The sequence below is a fragment of the Nocardia sp. NPDC055029 genome, assembly GCF_053608525.1.
Genome location: NZ_JBSGVQ010000045.1, coordinates 20,704 through 43,968, shown reverse-complemented (window position 1 = coordinate 43,968; position 23,265 = coordinate 20,704). Strand labels below are relative to the sequence as shown.

19 protein-coding genes are annotated in these 23,265 nt (G+C 70.4%); 11 read left to right on the top strand and 8 right to left on the bottom strand.

Translation table 11 applies throughout. The features are described from left to right. Positions 1 to 74 precede the first annotated feature (74 nt). From lnt to ACWF9G_RS29540, 6 genes are all read right to left on the bottom strand, one after another. Entirely contained in the window at positions 75 to 1,631 is a 1,557-nt protein-coding gene (gene lnt / locus ACWF9G_RS29565; RefSeq protein WP_452519331.1) for an apolipoprotein N-acyltransferase, read from the bottom strand. A gap of 158 nt (positions 1,632 to 1,789) precedes the next feature. Next, on the bottom strand, positions 1,790 to 3,382 hold the full coding sequence (locus ACWF9G_RS29560) for an amidohydrolase (protein ID WP_452519326.1): 1,593 nt from the start codon (positions 3,380 to 3,382) through the stop codon (positions 1,790 to 1,792). 30 nt (positions 3,383 to 3,412) lie between these two features. After that, positions 3,413 to 3,616, bottom strand: coding sequence for a hypothetical protein (locus tag ACWF9G_RS29555; protein WP_229739464.1), 204 nt, complete (start codon positions 3,614 to 3,616; stop codon positions 3,413 to 3,415). A gap of 18 nt (positions 3,617 to 3,634) precedes the next feature. Continuing rightward, positions 3,635 to 4,156, bottom strand: coding sequence for an FxsA family protein (locus ACWF9G_RS29550; protein WP_452519325.1), 522 nt, complete (start codon positions 4,154 to 4,156; stop codon positions 3,635 to 3,637). Between the two features lie 64 nt (positions 4,157 to 4,220). Then, positions 4,221 to 4,880: a response regulator gene (locus ACWF9G_RS29545; protein ID WP_189022763.1), complete on the bottom strand. Its 660-nt coding sequence runs from the start codon at positions 4,878 to 4,880 to the stop codon at positions 4,221 to 4,223. A 21-nt stretch (positions 4,881 to 4,901) separates the two neighbouring features. Then, positions 4,902 to 6,068 carry a sensor histidine kinase gene (locus ACWF9G_RS29540; protein WP_452519323.1) on the bottom strand — a complete coding sequence of 389 codons (1,167 nt, stop codon included), beginning with the start codon at positions 6,066 to 6,068 and terminating at the stop codon, positions 4,902 to 4,904. An 89-nt stretch (positions 6,069 to 6,157) separates the two neighbouring features. Between ACWF9G_RS29540 and ACWF9G_RS29535 the strand changes: the two genes are divergently transcribed. Next, the gene (locus ACWF9G_RS29535) at positions 6,158 to 6,925 is read left to right on the top strand and encodes a TSUP family transporter (RefSeq protein WP_452519322.1); all 768 of its coding nucleotides are present in this window, start codon (positions 6,158 to 6,160) and stop codon (positions 6,923 to 6,925) included. Here the strand turns inward: ACWF9G_RS29535 and ACWF9G_RS29530 are convergent. After that, on the bottom strand, positions 6,922 to 7,515 hold the full coding sequence (locus ACWF9G_RS29530) for a helix-turn-helix domain-containing protein (RefSeq protein WP_452519321.1): 594 nt from the start codon (positions 7,513 to 7,515) through the stop codon (positions 6,922 to 6,924). The two genes, ACWF9G_RS29535 and ACWF9G_RS29530, sit on opposite strands and share 4 nt — an antisense overlap. Before the next feature lie 203 nt (positions 7,516 to 7,718). Here ACWF9G_RS29530 and ACWF9G_RS29525 point away from each other — a divergent pair, with 203 nt between their 5' ends. The 6 genes from ACWF9G_RS29525 (at position 7,719) to ACWF9G_RS29500 (ending at position 16,280) form a co-directional block, all read left to right on the top strand. Then, complete coding sequence (locus tag ACWF9G_RS29525) at positions 7,719 to 9,248, top strand: TldD/PmbA family protein (protein ID WP_452519319.1); 1,530 nt, start codon at positions 7,719 to 7,721, stop codon at positions 9,246 to 9,248. A gap of 20 nt (positions 9,249 to 9,268) precedes the next feature. Continuing rightward, entirely contained in the window at positions 9,269 to 10,648 is a 1,380-nt protein-coding gene (locus tag ACWF9G_RS29520; RefSeq protein WP_452519330.1) for a metallopeptidase TldD-related protein, read from the top strand. 153 nt (positions 10,649 to 10,801) lie between these two features. Continuing rightward, positions 10,802 to 11,311: a DUF4365 domain-containing protein gene (locus ACWF9G_RS29515; RefSeq protein WP_379309380.1), complete on the top strand. Its 510-nt coding sequence runs from the start codon at positions 10,802 to 10,804 to the stop codon at positions 11,309 to 11,311. Between the two features lie 4 nt (positions 11,312 to 11,315). Next, positions 11,316 to 12,437 carry a hypothetical protein gene (locus tag ACWF9G_RS29510; RefSeq protein WP_452519317.1) on the top strand — a complete coding sequence of 374 codons (1,122 nt, stop codon included), beginning with the start codon at positions 11,316 to 11,318 and terminating at the stop codon, positions 12,435 to 12,437. A gap of 16 nt (positions 12,438 to 12,453) precedes the next feature. Further along, positions 12,454 to 13,062, top strand: coding sequence for a hypothetical protein (locus ACWF9G_RS29505; protein WP_452519315.1), 609 nt, complete (start codon positions 12,454 to 12,456; stop codon positions 13,060 to 13,062). Beyond that, entirely contained in the window at positions 13,059 to 16,280 is a 3,222-nt protein-coding gene (locus ACWF9G_RS29500) for an AAA family ATPase (protein ID WP_452519314.1), read from the top strand. Before ACWF9G_RS29505 ends, ACWF9G_RS29500 begins: the two co-directional genes overlap by 4 nt. Before the next feature lie 28 nt (positions 16,281 to 16,308). Here the strand turns inward: ACWF9G_RS29500 and ACWF9G_RS29495 are convergent, their stop codons facing one another. Further along, positions 16,309 to 17,445, bottom strand: coding sequence for an erythromycin esterase family protein (locus tag ACWF9G_RS29495; protein ID WP_452519312.1), 1,137 nt, complete (start codon positions 17,443 to 17,445; stop codon positions 16,309 to 16,311). A 90-nt stretch (positions 17,446 to 17,535) separates the two neighbouring features. On the opposite strand from ACWF9G_RS29495, the gene ACWF9G_RS29490 reads away from it, so the two are divergent. From ACWF9G_RS29490 to ACWF9G_RS29475, 4 genes are all read left to right on the top strand, one after another. After that, a complete protein-coding gene (locus tag ACWF9G_RS29490) occupies positions 17,536 to 18,219 on the top strand; it encodes a TioE family transcriptional regulator (protein ID WP_452519310.1) in 684 nt (227 codons plus the stop codon). A 190-nt stretch (positions 18,220 to 18,409) separates the two neighbouring features. Next, positions 18,410 to 18,904, top strand: coding sequence for a pyridoxamine 5'-phosphate oxidase family protein (locus ACWF9G_RS29485; protein WP_452519308.1), 495 nt, complete (start codon positions 18,410 to 18,412; stop codon positions 18,902 to 18,904). 55 nt (positions 18,905 to 18,959) lie between these two features. After that, positions 18,960 to 22,013 carry an amino acid adenylation domain-containing protein gene (locus ACWF9G_RS29480; protein ID WP_452519307.1) on the top strand — a complete coding sequence of 1,018 codons (3,054 nt, stop codon included), beginning with the start codon at positions 18,960 to 18,962 and terminating at the stop codon, positions 22,011 to 22,013. After that, positions 22,010 to 23,221 (top strand): cytochrome P450 family protein, encoded by a 1,212-nt coding sequence (locus ACWF9G_RS29475; protein ID WP_452519306.1) that lies wholly within the window; start codon positions 22,010 to 22,012, stop codon positions 23,219 to 23,221. The genes ACWF9G_RS29480 and ACWF9G_RS29475 overlap by 4 nt, the downstream gene beginning before the upstream one ends. Positions 23,222 to 23,265: the final 44 nt, after the last annotated feature.

Genomic DNA, 23,265 nt, shown 5'->3' with positions numbered 1-23,265 from the left:
TTGTTTTCAAGCTGAACGCATCGGTCCCCTGAGCGGTCACAGTCGGCCGCCTCCCCCGGGTTAAAACAAACCGCTTATTCAGAATTCTGCGAGTTCCGCATAGCCTGCGCCTGATTCGCGCGCCGGCGCCGGAAAAACATCAGCGCCACGCCGATCGCGGTCAGAATAACGGACACCAGTTCTGGCGCCGCGCCGATTCGCGTCGCGATCGTCGTCGTGTCGCGCAATGGTAGCTGGGCAACGAGCGCGGCGGGTGCGAGTTGCGCGCTCTGCTGTGCGATCGCACCGTCCGCGGTGATGATCGCGCTGACCCCGGTGGTTGCCGCCACCACCAGCGCCCGGCCGTGTTCCACTGCCCGCACCCTGGACATGGCGAGTTGCTGGTAGGTCATCTCGCTCTCGCCGAAGGTGGCGTTGTTGGTCGGCACGGCCAGCAGTTCCGCGCCTGCGGCCATCGATTGCCGGAATGCGCGATCGAAGGCCACCTCGTAACAGGTCGCCACGCCGATCCGCACGCCGGCCGCCGTGACCGAACCGTCACCATTGCCCGGCACGAAATGTCCGGCTTGGTCGGCATACGACGAGAACAAGCGGAAGAAACTACGCATCGGCAGGTATTCGCCGAAAGGCTGGATGATTTTCTTGTCGTGCCGGTCTTGCGGTCCTGCCGCGCCGTTCCACACCATCACCGAGTTGGTGGTCGTGCGGTCACCGTTCACCAGGACTGCGCCCACCAGGATCGGCGCGCCGATCCGCTGCGAGGCCTCGGTGATCTCGGCGGCGGCGTCGGCGTTGCGCAGTGGGTCGATATCGGAGGAGTTCTCCGGCCAGATGACGACATCGGGCCGGACCGCTTCCCCTCGATCGACGGCGGCGGCGAGCTCCTCGGTACGCCGGACGTGGTTGTCCAGCACGGCGCGGCGCTGGGCGTTGAACTCGAGGCCCAGCCGCGGCACGCTGCCCTGGATCGCGGCAACCGTGATCGACCGGTGGCCTTCATCCGGGGCGGGCAGCGTCGGCCGGAGGATCACTCCGGCGAGGGGCATGATAGCCACAGTGACTGCCGCCGTGGCAAATCCGATCCGCGTGGCCCGGCCGGTCACGCGCGGCGCCGGCATGCGCGCCCACGCGAGAACGCGCAGGGCGAGCGCGGCGAGGCCGGTGCCGGTCAGGGCGACGGCGAACCCGATCAGCGGGGCGCCGCCATAGGCGGCCAGCGGCAGATACCAGCCGTCGGCCTGACCGAAAGCGATACGGCCCCACGGGAATCCACCGAAGGGGAAGCTCGACCGCACCCACTCGGTCGCCGTCCAGGCGATCGCGAGCCAGAACGGCCAGCCGGGCAGCGCGCTCAGCCACCGGGCGAGCACGCCCCAGAGGCCGATGAAGACCGCGCAGGTCGTCGAGAGCGCCAGCCAGGGCAGTGGTCCGACATAGATGCCCGTCCAAGGCAGCAGCGGCACGAAGAACGCCAGGCCGCCGAGAAAGCCGTAGCCGAATCCGGCGCGCAGCGTGCCGGGCCCACGCACCGCGACAGTCAGCAAAGCGATGGCGACCGGAGCCAGGAACCACCACGGCCGGGGCGGGAAGCTGCCGAACAGCAGCAGTCCGCCCGCGGTGGCCGCGAGCATCCGCAGCAGCACGCCGTACCCGCGACCTGCCGCCGAGGGATCGGACGTGGCCGCCGGGTCCGGCGCGGCCGCGTCGCCGGTCACGGCGTCGGGTCCTGGTTCGGTGGCGGGGTGGATCATCGTGTCCTGTTCCGTGATTCGGTGCCGGTACGTCGTGGTCAGGCGGTGTAGATCGTGGTGCCGTTGTGCACGGTGCGCAGGCAGGTCGGCAGGTCGGCGCCGGGATCGAGGCGCGGAAGGCCGGGCACCCGCGAGCGCGGGTCGGTGGACCAGCGCTGCACCGTGTCGGCGGCCGCCGCGACGACGAGGTCACCGGCGTCCCACACGGCATACGAGGCGGGCGCGCCCGGCACCAGCGTGCCCGCGACACCGTCGCGCACGCCGCCCGCGCGCCAGGCGCCACGGGTGGCCGCCGCGAAGGCGGCGCGCGGCGACAGGCCGTGGCCGGGTGTCCGGTGGTGGACCGCGGCCCGCACCTGCTGCCACGGGTTCAGCGACGTGACCGGCGCGTCCGAGCCGATGGCCAGGGAGATGCCCGCGGCGGCCATGGCCGAGAACGGGTTCAAGCCCGCGGCGCGCTCGGTGCCGAGGCGGGTCGCGTACATGCCGCCGGGTCCACCCCAGGCGGCGTCGAATCCGGGCTGCACGGACAGGAGCACGCCGAGGGCGGCGAGCTGCTCGATCGCGGCGGCGTCGGTCATCTCGGCGTGCTCGACCCGGTGCCCGCGCGCGGCGATCGCCGGTCCGCCGAGTTCGGCGGCGACCGCGGCGAATCCGGCGACCACAATGTCCATGGCGGCGTCACCGATCGCGTGGAAGCCCGCCTGGACACCGGCTTCGGTGCAGGCGCGGATATGCGCGGTGACGGTCTCGGCGTCGAGGAAGTTCTTGCCGCAGCCGCTCGCGTCGGCATAGGGCTCGCGCAGCAGCGCGGTGTGCGAACCGAGCGAGCCGTCGACGAACAGGTCACCGCCGAGGGCGGCCACGCCGAGTTCGTCGATCAGCGCGCGGGCTTCGCCGGCGGTGCGCACGGCTTCGCCCCAGTAGGCGCGCACCTCGACACCGTGCTCGAAGGCGAGGAGTTCGCGGATGTCGTCGCGGCCGGAGATGTCGGGGCCCGCGCATTCGTGGACGGCGACAATGCCGTGCGCGGCGGCCGCGTCGAGGGCGGCGGCGCGGGCCCGATCACGGTCTGCGCGACCGAGTTTCGCGAGCGCGACGGACCGCACCCGGTGGTGGGCGTCGGCGCGCAGCGGTTCGCCGCGGCGATAGCCGTCGCCGAGTTCCCCGGCCGCGTCGAGCAGCGCCGAGGAGGCGACGGCCGAGTGCGCGTCGATGCGCGCGAGGTAGACGAGCCTGCCCGGACCGGCCGCCTCGTCGAGTTCGGCGACGCTCGGCGGCCGCTGTTCGGGCCACGCGGTGTCGTCCCAGCCCTCGCCGATGATGACCCCGTCGGGCTGCGCGCCCGCGTGCGCACGCAGCGCGGCGAGCAGGTCGGCCAGCGACGCGGTGCCGCTGACGTCGAGTCCGGTCAGTTGCAGGCCAAGGGCGGTGACGTGCACGTGCGGGTCGACGAACGCGGGCGCGACGAAAGCGCCGTCGAGGTCGACGATCTCCGCGCCGGGGTGCATCGCCCGGCCGGGTGCTTCGGCCCCGAGCCACACCACGGTGCCGTCGGTAACCGCCATCGCGGTCGCGTCCGGGGAGCTGGAACTGTAGAAACGACCGCCGATCAGCAACTGGGTACTCACGGTCACCCAGTCTGCCGTATCGGCGGATCGTCAGGTCGGGAGGGACAGGACGGCGCGGACATCGGCGTCGCGTAGCCCGGCGGGAGTGTGCCCGCCGGTGTCGACGGCGATCAGCTCGAGTCGCCACGCGGCGACGGTGAAATCCGACATGGACTGTCCGGCAGCGGTACTCGCCCTACGCACCGCGTCGGCCAGTTCCGCGCTCACCGTGACGGTGATCTGCTCGGTGGCCATCGGCACACTGTAGACCGTTCACCGCCACGGGGTGGCGTCATCGGCGCGCGCGGTCCCGAGCGCGCGCGGTCCGGTAGCGTGTCCGTCGTCGTACCACTGCCCGACGACGACGCCGTCGACCACGTCACCGCTGTCGGCGTCGACCACCATCCCGCGATACGGCGAGGGCGCGAACGACGGCAGCGGGCCGAAGCGCCGGGTGCCGAGCTTCTCCAGCACCGGCCGCAGCAGCGCCCTGGTCGGCGGGAACAGGGCAAGCAGCCCGATCACACCGGTGACCAGACCCGGCACGAACAGCAGCACCGAGCCGGTGGCGACGAGCAGCCCGTCCGCGACCGCGCTCTCGGCGGTGACCTCACCGCGCGCGGCCCGGCGGAACCGGTCGAACACCCGCCTGCCCTGCGCGCCGAGCAGCAGCAAGCCGACGCCGGACACGGCAATCAACGCGAGCAGCGCCCAGCCGGCACCGATCAGCTGGGCGAGGCCGACGAAGGCGGCGATCTCGACGACGAGGTACAGCACGAACAGCAGGGCGGTCATGGGCGATCCTTTCGGACGATCTACCTGTCCAACGCGCGAGCGGCCGATTTTTCTCCCGACCGCCTCAGCCACCCGGGCGCACCAGCCCGGTCTCGTAGGCCAGCACCACCGCCTGCACCCGGTCGCGCAGCCCGAGTTTGGTGAGCACCCGGCCGACATGCGTCTTCACCGTCGCCTCCGACAGGAACAGGGCAGCGGCGATCTCGGCGTTGGAGCGGCCCGCGGCGATCTGCTCGAGTACCTCGCGTTCGCGGGCGGTGAGTACGTCGAGCACGCCCGGATCGCGCAGACCGGCCGGGTCCTCGGCGACGAGCCGGTCGAGCAGGCGCTTGGTGACCTTCGGGGAGACCACGGCGTCACCCGCGGCGACGCTGCGGATGGCGGAGACGAGGTCCTCGGGCGGAGTGTCCTTGAGCAGGAATCCGCTCGCGCCGGCGCGCAGCGCGCCGAGGGCGTGTTCGTCGAGGTCGAAGGTGGTCATCACGAGCACGCGGATGCCGTCGCCCGCGGCGACGATCCGGCCGGTGGCGGTGACGCCGTCGACGACCGGCATGCGCACGTCCATCAGCACCACGTCGGGCCGCAGTTCGGTCGCGCGCCGCACCGCCTCGTCCCCGTTGCCCGCCTCACCGACGACCTCGATGTCGGGGTGCGCCCCGAGCACCATCTTCAGGCCCATCCGCATGAGTTCCTGATCGTCCACCACGAGCACGCTGATCGGCATTTCCCAACCTTAGCGGGCGAATCAATCGGTTTCGGCGCGCAGCGGGAGGGTGGCCCGCACCCGCCAGCGAGCGTCCTCGGTCCGGCCGGCGGACAGTGTTCCGCCGAGCACGGCGACCCGTTCGCGCATGCCGACCAGGCCCATACCGGTGCCGGGGATATCGGGTTCCTGCACGGGGACACCGCCGCTGTCGGTGACCTCGATCAGGATGTCGTCCTCGCGGCGGTGCACCCGGACCGTCGCCTTCGGGCTCGACCCCGCGTGCCGCAGCGTGTTGGTCAGCGACTCCTGCACGATGCGGTGCACGCCCAGGCTCACCTCGGGCGTGATGTCGTCGAGTTCCCCGGTCAGTTCGAGGTCGACGGCCAGGCCCGCGTCGCGCATCATCTCGGCCAGCCGCGCGATCCCGGCGCTGCCGTGCTGCGGGAGCAGTTCCGGTGCGTGTTCGGTGCGCAGCAGCGCGACGGTGCGGCGCAGTTCGCGCAGCGCCTCGCGGCCGGTGCCCGCGATGGTCGCCATGGCGCGCTCGGCGGTGTCCGGGTCTTGGCGCAGGGCGTATTTCGCGCCGTCGGCCTGCACGATGATGACGCTCACCGCGTGCGCGACCACGTCGTGCAGCTCCCGGGCGATGCGGGTGCGTTCGGCGGCGACGGCCTCGTGGGCACGGCGTTCCTTGTCGTAGTCGGCGACGGCCAGCCGCGCGGCGACCTCGGCGTCGTAGGCGTGGCGGGCGCCGTTGAACTCGGCCAGTGTCCAGCACAGCGCGTAGATCACGAAGACGAGCGCGATGTCACCACCGACGGGTTCACTCAGGATCGCCAGCGAGAGCCCCAGATCAACGGCCAGACAGACGAGGTAGATCAGCCCGTCCCGCCTGCCGACGTAGGCGACCAGGGTGTAGAGCATCACCCCGAGCCCGATCAGCGCGACGTGCCCCGAGGTGTCGTCCCCGACCAGATACCCCACCAGCGTGCAGAGCACCGAGAGCCCGAACATCGCCGCGGCCATCGCCCGCGGATAGATCCGGCGCAGGATCAGCGGCAACGGCAGCAGTACCGAAAACAACAGGTAGGAGGCCTTGTGGTGTTCGTTGCCGACACCGAGCGCGTCCAGCACCATCAGGCAGGCCGCGAGGAGGGAATCGGCGACGATGGGTCGGCCGCGGAGCCACAAGCTGAACCGGCGCACCGGGCAAGCCTAGTCGTCGCGGGTGGTGAAACCGTGCCCGGACGTGGGCCGGGTTGGCTTTCCGCGCGCGATCTTGATTGCCTGGACGCGTGCAACTAGGAGACTGGGCGGTCCTGTTGGTGGCCGCTACCGCGGCGGGCTGGGTCGACGCGGTGGTCGGCGGTGGCGGATTGATCATCCTGCCGACCCTGTTCCTGGTGGCGCCGGGCATCGCCCCGCAGACGGCGCTCGGCACGAACAAGCTGGCCGCGCTGTCGGGCACCGCGACGGCGGTGGTGACCTTCGCGCGCCGGGTGCCGATGCAGTGGACGGTGCTGATCCCCGGCGCGATGATCGCGGCGGTGACCTCGGCGTGTGGCGCCGCGGCGGTGTCGCTGATCGACCGCGACCTGTTCATCCCGCTGGTGATGGTCGTGCTGGTCGCGGTGGCGGTGTTCGTGACGGTGCGCCCGTCGGTCGGCATGACGATGGCCACCCATCCGCCGACCCGGCGCAAGGTGATCCTGGTGGTGGCGCTGGCCGCCGGCCTGATCGGCCTCTACGACGGCTTGCTCGGTCCCGGCACCGGCACGTTCCTGATCATCACGTTCGCGACGCTGCTCGGCACGGAGTTCGTGCGCGCGGCCGCCATGGCGAAGGTGATCAACTGCGGGTCGAATGTGGGCGCACTGCTGTTCCTCGGCGCGACCGGGCACATCCTGTGGGGACTCGGCGCAGGCATGGCGGTCGCGAATGTGGCGGGCGCGCTGGTCGGCTCGCGGATGGCGCTGGCCAAGGGCGCGGGGTTCGTGCGGATCGTGTTGCTCGTTGTCGTGGTGGTGATGGTGATCCGGTTGGGCTGGCAGCAGTTCGGTTAGCGCGCCGGTTCGGCCGGTGCCGAGGCGGCGAGCCAGGGCTGCAGCACCCGCGAGGTGGTCTCGTGGATCTTGCGGTGCAGCCGTTCACCGTCGTCGATGCTGTGCTGTGGCTGCTGGAACAGCACCGTCAGCGCACCCGACACCGCGCCGACGACCGCGCCGACCAGTGCCGCGGCGCCGACCTCGTCGAGTTCGTGCGGGAACGCGATGTGCAGTTGCCTGGCGATCTCGCGCTGGGCTACGAGCTGGGCGTGCGCGGCGCGCCCGCTCACCGCGGGCACGGTCCGCGAGACCCGCGCGCGCAACGCGGCGACGCGGGAGTTCAGATCGTCCACCAGATGCTCGCCGGGGTTGTCGCCCGCGGCGCGCAGCGCCCGCAACAGCACCTCCACCGGACGCTCCCCCGGCCGCCTGGTCGCGATGGCGGCGACGGCGGCGCGCACCCGTTCGTCGGGTTCGGGGAAGAGCAGTTCTTCCTTGCTGGCGAAGTAGTTGAAGAAGGTCCGGGTGCCGACCTCGGCCTCGGCCGCGATATCGGCCACTGTCGTTTCCTCATAACCTCTGGCCTCGAACAATTCGACGGCGGCCACGAGAATCGCACGACGGGTTCGTTCCCTTTTTCGATCGCGGAGGGCGGATGGCGGCACGGCGGGCACCCTACGGCATCCGGGCTGTGCGCCGCGGGAGGACCGGGATCAGCGCGTCACGGTTGTCGCTGCCGGAACCGGGATTTCGCGCGGGCAATCCTGTGCACGGGTCCCGCGTGTCGGTGCCACCGGCTAGCGTAGGCGGGGTGACTACCGCGACTTCCAGAGAAGTGGACGAGGAGTTCCTTGCGCTCGGGTTGCGCGCGCTGGCCGAGGCCGCGCTGTCGGCGGCCCGTGCGGCTGGTGCCGAGCATGCCGATCTGCGGGTGCAGCGGTTGGTGACGCAGTCGATCCGCCTGCGCGACGGGCGCGTGGAGGCCGTCACCGACTCGACCGAACTGGGTCTGGCCGTGCGCGTGATCGTCGACGGCACCTGGGGTTTCGCCTCCCATGCCGCGCTCACCCCCGACATCGCCGCCGAGGTGGCGCGGCGCGCGGTCACCGTCGCGACGACCTTGCGCGCGCTCAACCGCGAGCGGGTGGAGCTGGCAGACGAGCCGCGCTACGAGGATGTGTCGTGGGTGTCGGCCTACGACCTCGACCCGTTCGCGGTGCCGACCACCGACAAAGTGGCACTGCTGCAGGACTATTCGGAACGGCTCTCGGCGGCCGACGGTGTCGACCATGTCACCGCGTCGGTCCTGCAGGTCAAGGAGCAGGTCTTCTACGCCGACACGGCGGGGTCCTCGATCACCCAGCAGCGGGTGCGGTTGCATCCGCAGCTGGAGGCGATCACCGTCGACTCCGCGTCGGGCGTGTTCGAGACCATGCGCACCCTGGCCGCTCCGGCGGGCCGCGGCTGGGAATACGTCACCGGCGCCGACGGAACCTGGGACTGGGCAGGCGAACTCGCGCAGATCCCCAGCTGGCTGGCCGAGAAGGTGAAGGCGCCCACCGTCGTCGCCGGTCCGGCCGATCTGGTGATCGACCCGACCAACCTGTGGCTGACCATTCACGAATCCATCGGTCACGCCACCGAATACGACCGGGCGATCGGCTACGAATCGGCCTACGCGGGTACCTCGTTCGCCACTCCCGACAAGCTGGGCACGCTGCGCTACGGCACGCCGATCATGCATGTCACCGGTGACCGCACCCAGGTCAACGGCCTGGCCACCGTCGGCTACGACGACGAGGGGGTGGCGGGCCAGCAGTGGGATCTGGTGCGCGACGGCATCCTGGTCGGCTACCAGCTCGACCGCGTGTTCGCCCCGCGGCTCGGGCTCGACCGTTCCAACGGCTGCTCGTATGCCGATTCCCCGCATCATGTGCCGATCCAGCGGATGGCGAATGTGTCGCTGCAACCGGATCCGGAGCGCGACACCACGACCGCCGAGCTGATCTCGCGGGTCGAGAACGGCATCTACATCGTCGGTGACAAGTCGTGGTCGATCGATATGCAGCGCTACAATTTCCAGTTCACCGGCCAGCGGTTCTTCCGTATCCGCAACGGGGAGCTGGACGGTCAGCTGCGCGATGTCGCCTACCAGGCGACGACCACCGACTTCTGGGGTGCGATGGAAGCGCTCGGCGGGCCGAGCACCTGGCAGCTCGGCGGGGCGTTCAACTGCGGTAAAGCGCAGCCCGGTCAGGTGGCGGCGGTGAGTCACGGCTGCCCGTCGGTGCTGGTGCGCGGGGTCACTATTCTCAACACCCGGACGGAGGGCGGGCAGTGAGCGAGCTGAGCGAAACCGGTGTGTTTCCCGCGGGCGCGGTGGTCGAGCGCGCGCTGGCGGCCTCGAAGGCCGACGAGGCGATCGTCATCGTCACCGACGCGCACGAGGCGTCGCTGCGGTGGGCAGGCAATTCGATGACCACCAACGGTTCCTCGGTGTCGCGGGACTGGGCGGTGATCTCGGTGTTCCGTGACGGCCCGAACGCGGCACGGGTCGGCAGCATCAGCTCCACCAGCGTCGATCCGGCCGATATCGAGGCGGTGGTGCGCGCGAGCGAGGAGGCCGCCCGCACGGCGACCCAGGCCCGTGACGCGATGCCGCTGCTCGAGCCGACGCACGACGACACCGCCACCTGGGACCACGCGCCCGGCGCCACCGAGATCGACGTGTTCGCCGGTCTGGCCCGCGACCTGTCGACCGGGTTCGACGGCACCGACCGCCTCTACGGTTTCGCCCACCACCAGCTGCACACCACCTGGCTTGGCACCTCCACCGGCATCCGCCGCCGGTACAGCCAGCCCACCGGGTCGGTGGAGATCAACGGGAAGCGCGGCGAGGGCAGCGATCTCGCGAGCGCCTGGGTGGGTGTCGGCACCGCCGACTTCACCGATGTCGACACCCCCGGTCTGCTCGCCGAGCTGTCCCGGCGACTGGACTGGTCGGCCACCCGCGTCGACCTGCCCGCCGGCCGCTACGAGACGCTGCTGCCCCCGTCGGCCGTGGCCGATCTGATGATCTACCTGGCCTGGACCATGGAAGGCCGCGGCGCGCACGAAGGCCACACCGCCTTCTCCCGCGCGGGCGGCACCCGGATCGGTGAGCGGCTCAGCGACATTCCGCTCACCCTCTCCTCCGATCCGAATGCGAGCGGCCTGGAATACCGGCCCTTCGTGGCGACCCCGTCGTCGTCGGAATCGCTGTCGGTCTTCGACAACGGCCTGTCCGCGCAACGTGTCGACTGGATCGGTTCCGGCGTGATCGAGTCCCTGGTCTACCCTCGCGCCACCGCCGCCGAATTCGCCGCTCCCGCCACTCTTCCCGGCGAGAACCTGCTCCTCACCGGCGGCTCCGACGCCTCGCTGGACGACATGATCGCCCGCACCGAACGCGGCCTCCTGCTGACCTGCCTCTGGTACATCCGCGAGGTCGACCCAGCCACCCTCCTGCTGACCGGACTGACCCGCGACGGCGTCTACCTCGTCGAGGACGGCCGGGTCACCGCGGCGGTCAACAACTTCCGCTTCAACGAGAGCCCCCTGGACCTCCTGCGCCGTGTTGCCGAGGCAGGCGCCACCGAGATCACCCTCCCCCGTGAATGGAAGGACTGGTTCACCCGCACCGCCATGCCACCGTTGCGCATCCCGGATTTCCACATGTCCTCGGTGAGCCAGGCGACCTGATCATGCGTCGTTGACCGTCCGCCGATCCGGCTGTCGGTCAACAACTCTCGAGTCTTCCTCGGGTCCCGCGGAAAGCCTGAACGGCCACCCAGCAAACGGCTAGAGTGTCGTCGTCGACGGCGGATGCCGGGGGTCGCGGCGAGGGGATACGGGTTGGACACGGGGAATCACCAGGGCAACTTCGGTGAAGACTATGTGCGCGTGCTCGCCTCGGCCGCGGGGCTGATGTGGTCGCAGGACAATGCCGATCTGGACGGTGTGGACCTGAGCCTGAAGATGCCCGGCCGGACTCCCGTCGGCTTCTCGCCGCGGATCGAGGTCCAGGTCAAGACGATCGCCAAACCGGTTGTCCGCCACGGAATCCTCAACTACGACGGTCTCGATCGCAGGAAATACGACAAGCTGGCCGGCCCCGAATTCCAGGTGCCGCGCTACCTGTTCGTCGTCCATGTGCCTGCCCGCGCCGAGGGTTACACCGACCTCAGCACAGCGGGCCTGCTGCTGCGCCACATCGGGTACTACCTGTCGCTGCGCGACCATGCCCCGTTGTCGGCAGACGATCCGCGGGGTCGAATCCGGGTGAAGGTCCCGGTCAGCAATGTCCTCACGGTGGCGAGCCTGCGCGCGCTCGTCCTCGACACCCCCGTTCTGACCGGCAGGTGACCCGATGGCCCTGCCCACACCCGTCATCGCCGACGTCGTCGACTACCTGCGCGACCACGGCTGGACCGTCACCGGCCGGTGGCGGGCCGCCGATGTCTGGAGCCGCGACGAGTACGACGTGCTGGTCCCACCGTCGGACACCCTGGCCGACACCGCGATCCGGCTGCGCGAGCTGATCCGCTGCATCGCCGACGCCGAGGGACTCCCGGAGCGCACGATCTGGCGTGACATCACCGAACCCGACCTCGACATCGTCACCTACCGCCGGGCCGACGACACCGATCCGACCGTGCTGCTGGCCGACGGCGCGCGGGCGCTGACCGCACTGCGTGATCTCGTCACCCACAGCGCCTACGCGGAGGTGACCAACTCACCGTGGCGCACACCGGATTCGATTCCGACGCGTGTGCGCTGGCTGCTGCGGGACACCCGCCTCACAGCGTGCACCGGCCCGTTCGGATTCGAGGTCGCGATCCCCGCCGATCACGAACAGTCCCTCGGCCGCCGCACCGCGGCCCGCCTGTTGGACACCGCCACGGTCGTCCGGGCCGCGGCACGCTCTGCGGACAGTTCCGCCGTCGCCGGCCCACTCCGGCACGACCTCGGCCAAGCCACCGTCGGCGCACTCGCGGACCTGGCGGGCGACGGCGACGACACAGCCTTCGCCTTGGACTTTCGCTGGTCACGATCGGCGCCCCGCCTCGACGAGTCGGTGACCTTTCCCACCGGAATCGGCCCGGCCCTCCGGGACAGCCCTCACACGGCCGAGCGCGAACCGATTCCCACCGCCCCGCTCGACCCGCTCCCACTGGTCGCGGCGCCACCACCCACTGAAGTCGGCGCCGTCGAAGGCACCGTGATCGGCCTGTCCGACGACGAGCACGGCGACCGCTGGGTTGTCCGGATCCGCGGCATCCTGCGGGTCGACGGCGTCGCGACCGGCCGCACTCGAGCGATCACCGTGCGTCTGGCCGACGCACGGGAGTACCACGTCGCCTTAGCCGCGCACCGGGGCGGAAAGCATGTCCGCGCGGAGGGCGTCGTCGTCGACACCGGCCGCACTCGCGAAATCACCGTCGCGGCACGGGGATTCACCGTGCTCGACCAACCACCGAACCCCCTGTGAAGGAAGCCGCACACCGATGACCGACGACCGATTGACCGCGACCCAGCGCTTCGTCCTGCTCGTGCTGATGGCCGAGGCGCGCGAACTCACCAACGCCGAACTCTCCGCCGTCGCGGGAATCAAGCTCGACGGCAAGCCGCGCCAGCAGCTCAACGACCTCGGTCTGGTCGACAGCACACGCATCGGCCGGGCCTACGTGCACGAGTTGACCGATCGTGGCGCGGTGTGGTGCACCGAGGAACTCGCCGCAGATCGCCCGGCGCGCTCGGGTGGAGCGGGTGGCACCCTCTATGCCGTGCTCGCGGGCCTCCGCCGCCATCTCGACGAGTCCGGGCACACGCTCGCCGATGTCTTCCGCCCGAATGTCGCCGGGCAGGTGGAGTCGGCGTACACCGAGCTGTCGCGTGGCAAGGGCACTCCGATCCGGCTGGCGATCCTGCGTGACCGGCTCGATGGTGTGCCCGCGGACGAGTTCGACCGAGCGCTGGGGATTCTCGCGCGCCGTGAAGGCGTGCATGTCCGGTCCGAAGCCGACCAGAAGACACTCACCGCCGAAGACGCGGACGCCGCTGTCGTGCTCGCAGGCACAGCCCGACATCTGCTCATGATCGAGGTGCCTCGGTGAACGACGAGCGCCACCACGCTCTCACGTCGATCCAGTTCAGCAGCGTCCTGAGCCCCGACCAGATCTGGGGCCCGCTGAACCATCACGTCGACGGTCTGCACCCGCGGGCGATCCAGGCGATCACCAGGGCGGTCGACAACGCTGTGCGCCGGCCGACCGGATCACCGACCGGTCTGGTTCTCAGCGGCGAGAAGGGGGTCGGCAAGACGCACATGCTGGGCTGGTTGCGTCAGCACGTGCACGAGCGCGACGGCTGGTTCTTCATGCCGAAGCTGGTCGACGGCATGTCGTTCTGGGCGGGCGCGGTGCACGGCATCGTGACCCGGCTGCTCGGGTCCGAAAGTGGACAGCTGCGTCCCATGCTGGGCGCGCTGGCCGACCGGGCCGGTTGCGGCCCGGAGTTGCGCATGCGCCTCTGCGGCATGCTCGAGGTCAGCCGCGCCGATCTCGACACGTTCCTCGAGCGGATCGCGGCCATCGACGAACAGGTCGCGGTCGACTGCGCGGACACCCTGCGTGCGTTGGTGCTCTATCGCGGTCGCGGCCGATCGCGGGATGTCGGGCACGCGTTCCTCGTCCTGGACGATGGCATCGATCCGGCCGAGGTGGACGCGTGGGGATTCGGGCGCGGCCACCGCGACCCACAGTTGAAGTTCGGCGATCTGACCCGGCTGTTCGCCCTCACCGGTCCGGTTGTGCTGGCGATCGACCAGATCGACACCGTGATCGCCCAATCCGCCGACACCGACGCGGATCTGCTGGCCAACCGGCTCGCCGACGCGCTGGTCCGGATGCGTGAGGAGACCACCCGCACCCTGATCGTGGTGGCCTGCATTCCGCGTTCCTGGGAGTTGCTGGCGACCCGCTCGGTGAACTCGACCGCCGACCGGTTCACCGTGCTCGAACTGTCTACCGCCATGCCCGGCGCAGCCGTTGCCACAGCGATCGTCGAACGACACCTCGGTGGAGTGTATGGCGAGATCGGTTTCGCACCGCCCTATCCCACCTGGCCCGTACTGCCGAGCGCCTTCGACCGGGCCGAGGTCACCGGCTTCACCCCGCGTCGGCTGTTGCAGCGGGTGGAAGAGCATGTGCGCCTGTGCCTCGACGCCAACACGGCAACGGAAATGGCCGAGTTCGTGACGGCCACAGCCGATCCGGTCGCACGGCCGGTCGTTCCCACATCGAGTGAGCTCGCCGCCTTCGACGAACGCTTCGCCAGGGCCAGAGCCGACGCCGATGTGGCAGCGCCGCTGGACCCGGACCGCGAAGACACCCTGATGTACCCGCTGCTGTACGCCGCGCTGCGCAGCTATGTGCTCGAGCAGAACGGCAAGGGCGCCGCCCTGAATGTCGACACCCCGTCCGGCGTCACGTCGGCACTGCACGCGCGCCTGCGCCGGACCATCGACGAGGCCACCGAGGACGAGGAACACTGGAGTTTTCGCGCGATCGCCCATCCCCACCCGCGCGCGGTGCAGACCCGGCTGCGCTCTGCCGTACTGGAGGCCGGGATCACCCCGGGCAGTTCCCGGCGACGCCTGGTGGTGTTGCGCAACACTCCGTTTTCCCGTGGTCCGGTGACTGTCGCGCAGCTGGCGGAACTCGAGGCGGCACACGGAATGGCGGTGCCGATCTCCGAGGACGATCTGCGCACCTTCTCCGCGCTGGAATCGATGTTCGCCGATGGGCGTCCGGGATTCCTGTCGTGGCTGGAGCACCGACAGCCGGCGAGCAATTCGCCACTGCTCACCCGGGTGTTGCCGACCCCTGCCGACGGCGGGCAGACCACCACTATCGATGGGCCACCCAGCAGCCCGTTCCCAGGCGATCCGGTGCCACGCGATCCCCGTGCGGGGGACCCGACGCCGGGCGATCCAGCCCCCGGCGAGCTGACGCCGGGCAATCGAGGCCCCGACGACCTGGTGCCCGCCGATCCGGCGGACAGCGACGAGTCGTCAGGATCGGGCGATCGGGCCGAACTCCCGGACGACCAGGCTCCCGCGGTGTATCTGGGTCGAGACACGCTCAGCGGCAAGGACTTCCGGGTCCCCCTGCTGCTCCTGCGCAAGCACACCGCGGTCTTCGCCGGCTCCGGGTCGGGAAAGACGGTGCTGCTGCGCCGCCTCGTCGAGGAAGCCGCCCTGCACGGTGTCTCCTCCATCCTGGTCGACACCAACAACGACCTGGCCCGCCTCGGCGACGCCTGGCCGTCGCCGCCGGGCACCTGGGGCACAGGCGATCGCGACCGGGCACAGCGCTACCTCGACGACACCGATGTCGTGATCTGGACGCCACGCCGCGAAGCGGGCAGGCCCCTCGCCTTGAACCCGCTCCCCGACTTCAGCGTGGTGCGCGAGGATCCGGACGAATTCCGTACCTCCATCGACGCCTCGGTCGCCGGTCTCGTCCCACGCACCGGGCTCACCCCGCGCAAGGAGGCGACCGGCCGGGCGGTGCTGACCGAGGCGATGACCCACTTCGCCCGCGGCGGCGGCAACGACCTCGGCGAATTCGTCACCCTGCTGGCGACACTGCCCGACGGGGTGAGCACCATCAGGAACGCCCTGACACTGGCCCAGAGCATGGCCGAAGAACTCAAAGCGGCGATGATCAACGACCCCCTGTTCGGCGGCGCCGGTGAACATCTCGATCCGAGCCTGCTGTTCACCCCGGCGAACGGACAACGTGCCAGGGTGTCGGTGATCAGCTGCATCGGCCTGCCCACCGACGCGCAGCGCCAGACTTTCGTCAACCAGCTGCAGCTGGCCCTGTTCGCGTGGATCAAGCGCAATCCGGCCGGGGACCGCCCGCTGGGCGGGCTGCTCGTCCTCGACGAAGCGCAGACCTTCGTCCCGTCCCGCGGCACGACCGCGTCGTCGGAGAGCACGCTGAAACTGGCCACCCAGGCGCGCAAGTACGGGCTCGGCATGGTGTACGCGACGCAGGCGCCCAAGGCCTTGCACAACCTGGTCACCGGCAATGCCGCGACGCAGCTGATCGGGCTGCTCAACGCGTCGATCCAGATCCAGGCGGCCACCGAGCTCGCCCGCGCGAAAGGTGGTCGCGTGGAGGATATCTCGCGCCTGCCCGCCGGGCGGTTCTACGCCGCCACCGAGGGCACCGGGTTCGGGAAGATCCAGGTGCCGATGTGCCTGAGCCACCATCCGAACAGCGCGCTCACCGAGGACGAGGTGCTCGAGCGGGCACGCCGCTGACGTGCCCGCTCGGGTCTTGGCTCAGCGCTTACGCGTCCCCAACGACGAGTGCGCCACTCTGCGCGATGTGCAGGACCGCGTCGGCGCCGTCGATGGTCTCCTGCTCGAGCGGGAAATAGCTCCGGTCCGAGGTCGGTCCGGTAGGAGTGGCGGTCAGGCCGGCGGCAGGGAACAGGCCCCACGTGATGGAGTCGTGCTGGAGTCCGGCCCCGGTCGGCTCGTTGCCGGCAAGACCGGATGGGCCGGCCCCGAGGCTGCCTGCGAGGAAGGTGAAGCGGTTGCCGAACAGTGCGCTGAGGATGGCGCCGGCGCCGTACCACCGCAGGATCATGCCTGCCATCGGCATGGTGCTGAGGTTGCGCTGCAGGTGCACATTGTGTCCGTAGAGCAGGGTGGGGCCGCGCTGGGCTTCGATGTCACGGATGTCGCGGATGTTCTCGGTCATCAGGACGTCGCGGGTGGCGAGCAGGCCGGAGATCCGGGTGGTCTCGTCGACGCGGCGCGCGGACTGGCGGTGGTAGCGCAGCAGGCCGAGTGCTGCGGTGAGATGGACTGCCGCCCTGCGCCATTCGGCCGCCGAGGTCGCGGCGATCAGCTCGGGTGCGCGGGCATGGAGCGTGTTGAGCAGGTCGTCGGCGAGCGCCTGCAATCGCCGCGCTTCCTCGGTGTCGCCGGGCGACATCGCCGGGTCGAGGATCGCTTCGTCGCGATGCCAGCGTTCGTCCTCGCCTGCCAGATCGGCGATATCCGTCTCGAGCCGCAGGTAGTCGCGGGCGAATTCGAGATAGCGGCGGGGGCTGGGGGCGCTGGTGTTGTCGAGCGGCGCGTCGAAGCCGTAGAAGGCGACACGCTCGGCCGGTGGCCTGCTCGCGTTGTAGTCACGCATCCAGGCGACCAGTTCCCGGTTCGCGGCCAGGTCGCCGAAGTGCGAGAAGCCGGTGCGCATCACCTCGTCGAGGCTGCCGATGCCGTGCCGGACGTAGTCGTCGACGGTGAGAGCGGCGACCCGATCGGATTCGAGGGCGAAGGACCGGAAGCCGAGCTCGACGAGTCGGGCGAACAGCGCATTGCGGAGAAGGGGGAAGGCGGGTTCCTGATGCGTCGGCTCACCGAACGCGAGGAGCTCACACGTGGGCGGAACGAAGTCTCGAATGTCCTGGCTCATGTGTCTCAATCGTATCGTTGAACATTCGGTTGAGGCTTCTGCCAGGTCACCAGTCGATCAGGGGCGTAAAGTCTCCAAGCCGTGGGAGAGATGCGACCTTCGGACCTGGCACGCGAACACGGGCTCTCGACGCAAGCGGTCCGCAACTACGAGCAGGCGGGGTACCTCCCCGGCGCCGAGCGCACACCGAGCGGCTACCGGATCTACACCGAGGTACACGCGGCGGCACTGCGCGCCTATCTCGCCCTGATCCCCGCCTACGGCCATGCCGCGAGCGGCCGCATCATGCAGGCCGTCCATCACGGCGAACTCGACGACGCGCTGGCCGTCATCGACGCCGGTCACCACCAGCTACTGCGCGACCGCGCCACCCTCGACACGGTCCGCAAGGCGATCACCCATCTGACCACCATCACTCCCCAGGCGAGCGAGTCCCGAACCATCGGCGAACTCGCCCACCTCCTCGAGGTCACCCCAGCGACCCTGCGCAAGTGGGAAGCCGCTCGAATCCTCACGCCCCCACGCGATCCCGCCACCGGATACCGCCGCTACGGCCCCGACGACATCCGCGACGCCGAACTCGCCCACCTGCTCCGCCGCGGCGGCTATCCCCTGCACCGCATCGCCCTCGTCGTCACCCAGATCCGCGACGCGGGTGGCACCGATGCGGTGACCCGAGCACTGGACGACTGGCGCGAACGCCTCACCACCCGGGGCCTCGCCATGCTCGACGCGGCCGCCCACCTCGGCCGCTACCTAGGTCATTTATCCTGATTCGGGTTTCGCCCGATTGGTCGGAATGTATTGGATGCGACCGGCCACGCTGGTACTGTAATCGTCGCCACATGAAGCGAATTCAGTAGTTTCAGCAATGTGACCATTCTGGCGGGTTCAGGAATTCGGCGTTTTCGTGTCGGAATTGCAGATGATGCCCCGGAACACCTCATCACAGGAGCGTGGCCGAATGCTGCTCGCAATGTCCCGTGACGATCGCGAACAATTCCTCGCCGCCCCCCGAGTCGGCGTTCTGAGTGTCTCCGATCCCAGAAATGGCGACCGTGGCCCACTGGTCGTCCCGGTCTGGTACGGCTACGAGCCCGGGGGTGAGATCGTCGTCGAGACGGGGCGGGAGACGATCAAGGCCCAGTTGCTGCGTGCTGCCGGGCGATTCAGCCTGTGCGTGCAGGACGAACGGCGGCCGTACCGGTACGTCAGCGTCGAGGGACCCGTCACCGCCGTCGAGGACCCGATCGATCCGGCTGTCCGGGCGAGTTTGGCCGAGCGCTACCTGGACCCCGACGAGGCGCGCGCGTATCTGGCGGCCACCGCGGACCAGCTCGCGCACGACATCACCGTCCGCATGCGCCCCCAGCGCTGGCGCACCGCCGACTTCGCCGCCTTCGCGGCCGGATTCGCCGAAGTCGGCGCCGACGTGGGTCGCGACGCCCACACCGTCTGACACCGCACACCGCACGCACCGAGCAACCGAAGCCGTAGGAACGGAGAAGGACTTGGTGACCTACCTCGACGGTTCGGCACGCCCGCGCACCGCATCCACGGCGCCTGCCCTGACGGTCTATCCCCGCGACGCACTCATACCGGAGTTGTTCGAGGCGCAGGCCGCCGCCCGGCCGGACGCGCCCGCTGCCCGGCACGGCGAGCGCAGCCTGACCTACGGGCAGCTCGCCACCCAGGCCAAGGCCCTGGCGGCACGGTTGCGCGCCAGGGGCGTCGAGCCGGGCGAGCTGGTCGGCGTGTGCGGGCGACGCTCGCTGGACGCGCTGGTCGCGCTGCTCGGCATCCTCGAGGCGGGCTGCGCGTACGTACCGCTCGACGAGGACCTGCCGCCGGCGCGGTTGCGGGCCATGGCCGAGGACACCGGGCTCCGGGCCGCCGTCATCCTCCCCGGCAGCACTCGCCAGGTGCGTGGGCTGCGCGTGCGCATCGGATTGACCGGCGACACGACGGACTCCCCGCAGCCGCGCCACGCCTGCGCCACCGACTGCGCCTACGTCGTGTTCACCTCCGGCACGACCGGTCGCCCCAAGCCGGTGGCTATCCCGCACCGGGGAGTGGTCCGGCTCGTCCTGTCCGATGACCGGCTGCCCGCGCCCGGACCGGGCGACCGGGTCCTGCACGCCTACGGCTTGTCCTCCGACGCCTCGACGATCGAGATCTGGGGCGCACTGCTCACCGGCGCGTGCCTGGTCATCGCGGACCGGGAGGAACTGCTCTCGCCCACCGCCCTGGCGGCGCTGTTCCGCGCGCAGGACGTGACGATCGCCTACCTGACAACGAGTGTCTTCCATCTCCTCGCCCGCACCCACCCTGAAGCGCCGGCCGGGCTGCGGCTCGTCTCGGCCGGCGGCGAGGCGATGGACCCGCTCCTGGCCAATGCCGTACTGGCGGCCTGTCCCGGCACCACCGTGGTCAACTTCTATGGTCCGACCGAGAATTCGGTGGTCTCCACCGCCCACGTCCTGAGCCCGCTGCCCGCGGAGGCCACGCACGTCCCCCTCGGCCTTCCCTTCGGCGCATCCACCTGCCACGTCGTGCGGGCCGACGGCTCGGTCGCGGCTCCCGGCGAAGAGGGCGAACTCTACGTCGGCGGGGACGGGCTGGCCCTGGGCTACCTCGGCGACCCGCACCTGACCGCCGAGCGGTTCGTGCGGCTGCCCGCAGTGGAACCGGGCGGACTGCTGTACCGGACCGGCGATCGGGCCGTGTGGAACCGCGGGCTCCTGGAGTTTCGTGGGCGGCTGGATCGCCAGGTGAAGCTGCGCGGCGCGCGCATCGAACTCGACGAGGTGGAGGCCCGGCTGCGAGCGCACCCGGCGGTCGGCGAGGCCATCGTCGACGCCGCGGACGGGGCGCTGACCGCCTACGTCACCGCCACCAGAGCGGGCCACCCGCTGCCCCTGCCGGAGCTGCGCTCGTACTGCGCTCAATGGCTTCCGCCGCAGGCGGTCCCGGTGCTGGTGCCCCTCGACCAGGTGCCGGTGACGAGCGGCGGCAAGGTGGATCGCGCGAGCCTGCAGGCTGTCGCCGGTGCGGGGACGGCGGACCAGGCCGCGGCCGACGGCCTGCTCGGCGTCCTCACCCAGGTGTGGCACCGAGTGCTGCGCGTGCGGCCAGCGCCGCGTGACGACTTCTTCCTGCTCGGCGGCGACTCCCTGCTCGCCTCCGAGACGGTCATCCGCACCCTCGCCGTCCTGAACCTCGATGCCGCCTGCGGCTCCGGCCTGATCAGGGCGCTGCTGGCCACACCCACCCTGGTGGGCTTCGCGGCTGCCGTCGACGCGGCGCGCGCGGGCGCCATGGCCGCGACGCAGCAGGTCGTCGACTTCGCGAAGGAGACCGAGCTCGGCTTCGACCTCCCGCCCGCGCAGAGCCCGCCCCCACGCCCGCACGCCCCGCGGGAGGTGCTGCTCACGGGCGCCTCGGGGTTCGTCGGCGCCTTCCTGCTGGACCGGCTGCTGCGCTCGACGACGGCGCGCGTGCACTGCCCGGTGCGGGCGGCCGACCGGCCGCGCGCCGAACAGCGGGTCCGCACGGCGCTCGCCCGCTACGGACTGCAACCGGACGAGGCCGCGTGGCGCCGGGTGGAGTGCTTCCCCGGCGACCTGACCGAACCCCGGCTCGGCCTGTCGCAGGCGCACGCGGACGGGCTGGCTCGCACCCTGGATCTGGTGGTGCACAACGGCGCTCACGTCAACTTCCTCTATCCGTATGAGCAGTTGCGCGCAGCGAACGTGGGCGGTACCAGGGAGATAGTCCGGATCGCGGCACCGCGGCGGGTGCCGGTGCATTTCCTCTCGACGGTCGCCGTGGTCGCCGGGTTCGGCGCGGCCGGGGTCCGCGCGGTCGCCGAAGATCTCCCACTCGCGCACGCGGACGGGCTCACCATGGGCTACGCGGAAAGCAAGTGGGTCGCCGAGGGCGTCCTGCGACAGGCTGCGCAGCAGGGTCTGCCGGTCGCGGTGTACCGGCCGTACGAGGTGATGGGCGACCGGACGGACGGTGTGTGCAACACCGACACAGCCATCTGCTCGCTGTTCAAGACGATCGCCGAGACCGGGCTCGCCCCCGATATCGAGCTGCCCATGGACTTCGTGCCGGTGGACCACCTCGCGGAGTCCGTTGTCTACATCGCCACCCACCACCCGGCCGAGGGCCGCGTCCACCATCTCACCAACCCGCGCCCGGCCATGCTGTCGGACGTGCTGGCCCGGATGCGTGCCGCCGGCTTCGTCCTGCGGACCCTGCCGTACGCGCAGTGGGTCGACGAGCTGGTACGCCATGTCGCCGAGCATCCGACCAGCGCGACAGCCCCTTTCGTGTCCCTGTGCGTCGACCGCAGCCGCACCGCCGACATGTCCGTCAAGGAGATGTACCTCGAGGACACGTTCCCGGTGCTGGGACGGGTCAACACCGAGACGGCGCTGTCCGGCAGCGGACTGCACTGTCCGCCGGTCGATTCCGTCCTGCTGGACCGCTACCTGGAATACCTGGTCACCTCCGGTTACCTTGCCCGCCCCGCCGCCGAGTCGTCGGTGACCAGCCGATGAGCGACGTCGACACGCTCGCCGGAGTCCCTGCCGTCGAGCCGGGCACCGCGGGACCGCCGTGCGCCTACGCCCGGCTGCGCAGCGAAAAGCCGGTTGTCCGAACGCAATTGCCCAACGGTGAGCCGGGCTGGCTGCTCAGCCGGTACGCCGATGTGCGTGCCGCGTTCGCCGATCCCCGGCTCGAGCGTCCGCTGCTGTCCGCCTGGCCGCTGCGCGAAGGTGATACCGCGCCGCCGCCGTGCCTTCCGACGTTTCTGGAAATGACCGGCGAGCACCACGAGCGCGTGCGGCGCGCGGTCCTGCCGCTGTTCGGCCGACGGCGGCTGGAGCCCATGGGGCCGCGGATCCGGGCGATGGCGGAGGACCTGATCGACACCATGGTGGCGGGGTCGGTGGACGGCACAGCGGATCTCGTCGCCTCCTACGTCGACCCGCTGCCGCTGCGAGTGCTGTGCGAGACGACCGGCCTGCCGCACGAGGACCGCGACATCTATCTACCGCACACGCTCACCCTCCTCGGCGCGTCGGGAGTGCCGATGACGGAGGTGCTGGCGGCCCTGTCCGCGCTGCAGGACTACGCGACCGCGCTCATCGACCGCAAGGAGCGGGAGGATGCGGGCGAGGACTACATCCGGCTACTCCTCACCCAGAGCCGTTCGCCCGGTAGCGATCTGACCCGCGACGATGTCGTCAGCTTCGTCGTCACGATGCTGATGGCCGGTTACAAGACCACCATCCAGCACACGGGCAATGCCCTGCTCGCCCTGCTCACCCACCCCGGCGCGCTGCGGCGGCTGCGCGACGAGCCGTCCGGGATCGGCACGGCGGTAGAGGAATTGCTGCGGTACGTGCCGCTGATGAACGCCATCAACATCCTCGTCGCGAAGGAGGACTTCACGCTGCACGGCAAGCACATTCGCGCCGGTGACGCGGTTGTCCCGGTACCGGCGTCGGCCAACCGCGATCCCGCGGCGTTCGCCGACCCCGACCGCCTCGACCTGACCCGGTCACCCAACGCACACGTCGCGTTCGGGCACGGCCCGCACGCGTGCACCGGCGGACACCTGACGCGGCTGCAGCTCGCCACCGCGATCCAGGTGCTGCTGGAACGGCTGCCCGGCATCGAGCTCGCGGTCCCGGTCGATGCGATTCCCTGGGACGAGGCGACCCCACTGCGCGCCCCCGCACAGCTTCCCGTGCGCTGGTGACGATCCGAACGAACCACCGACGACGTCGAGAGAGAGGTCCGCAC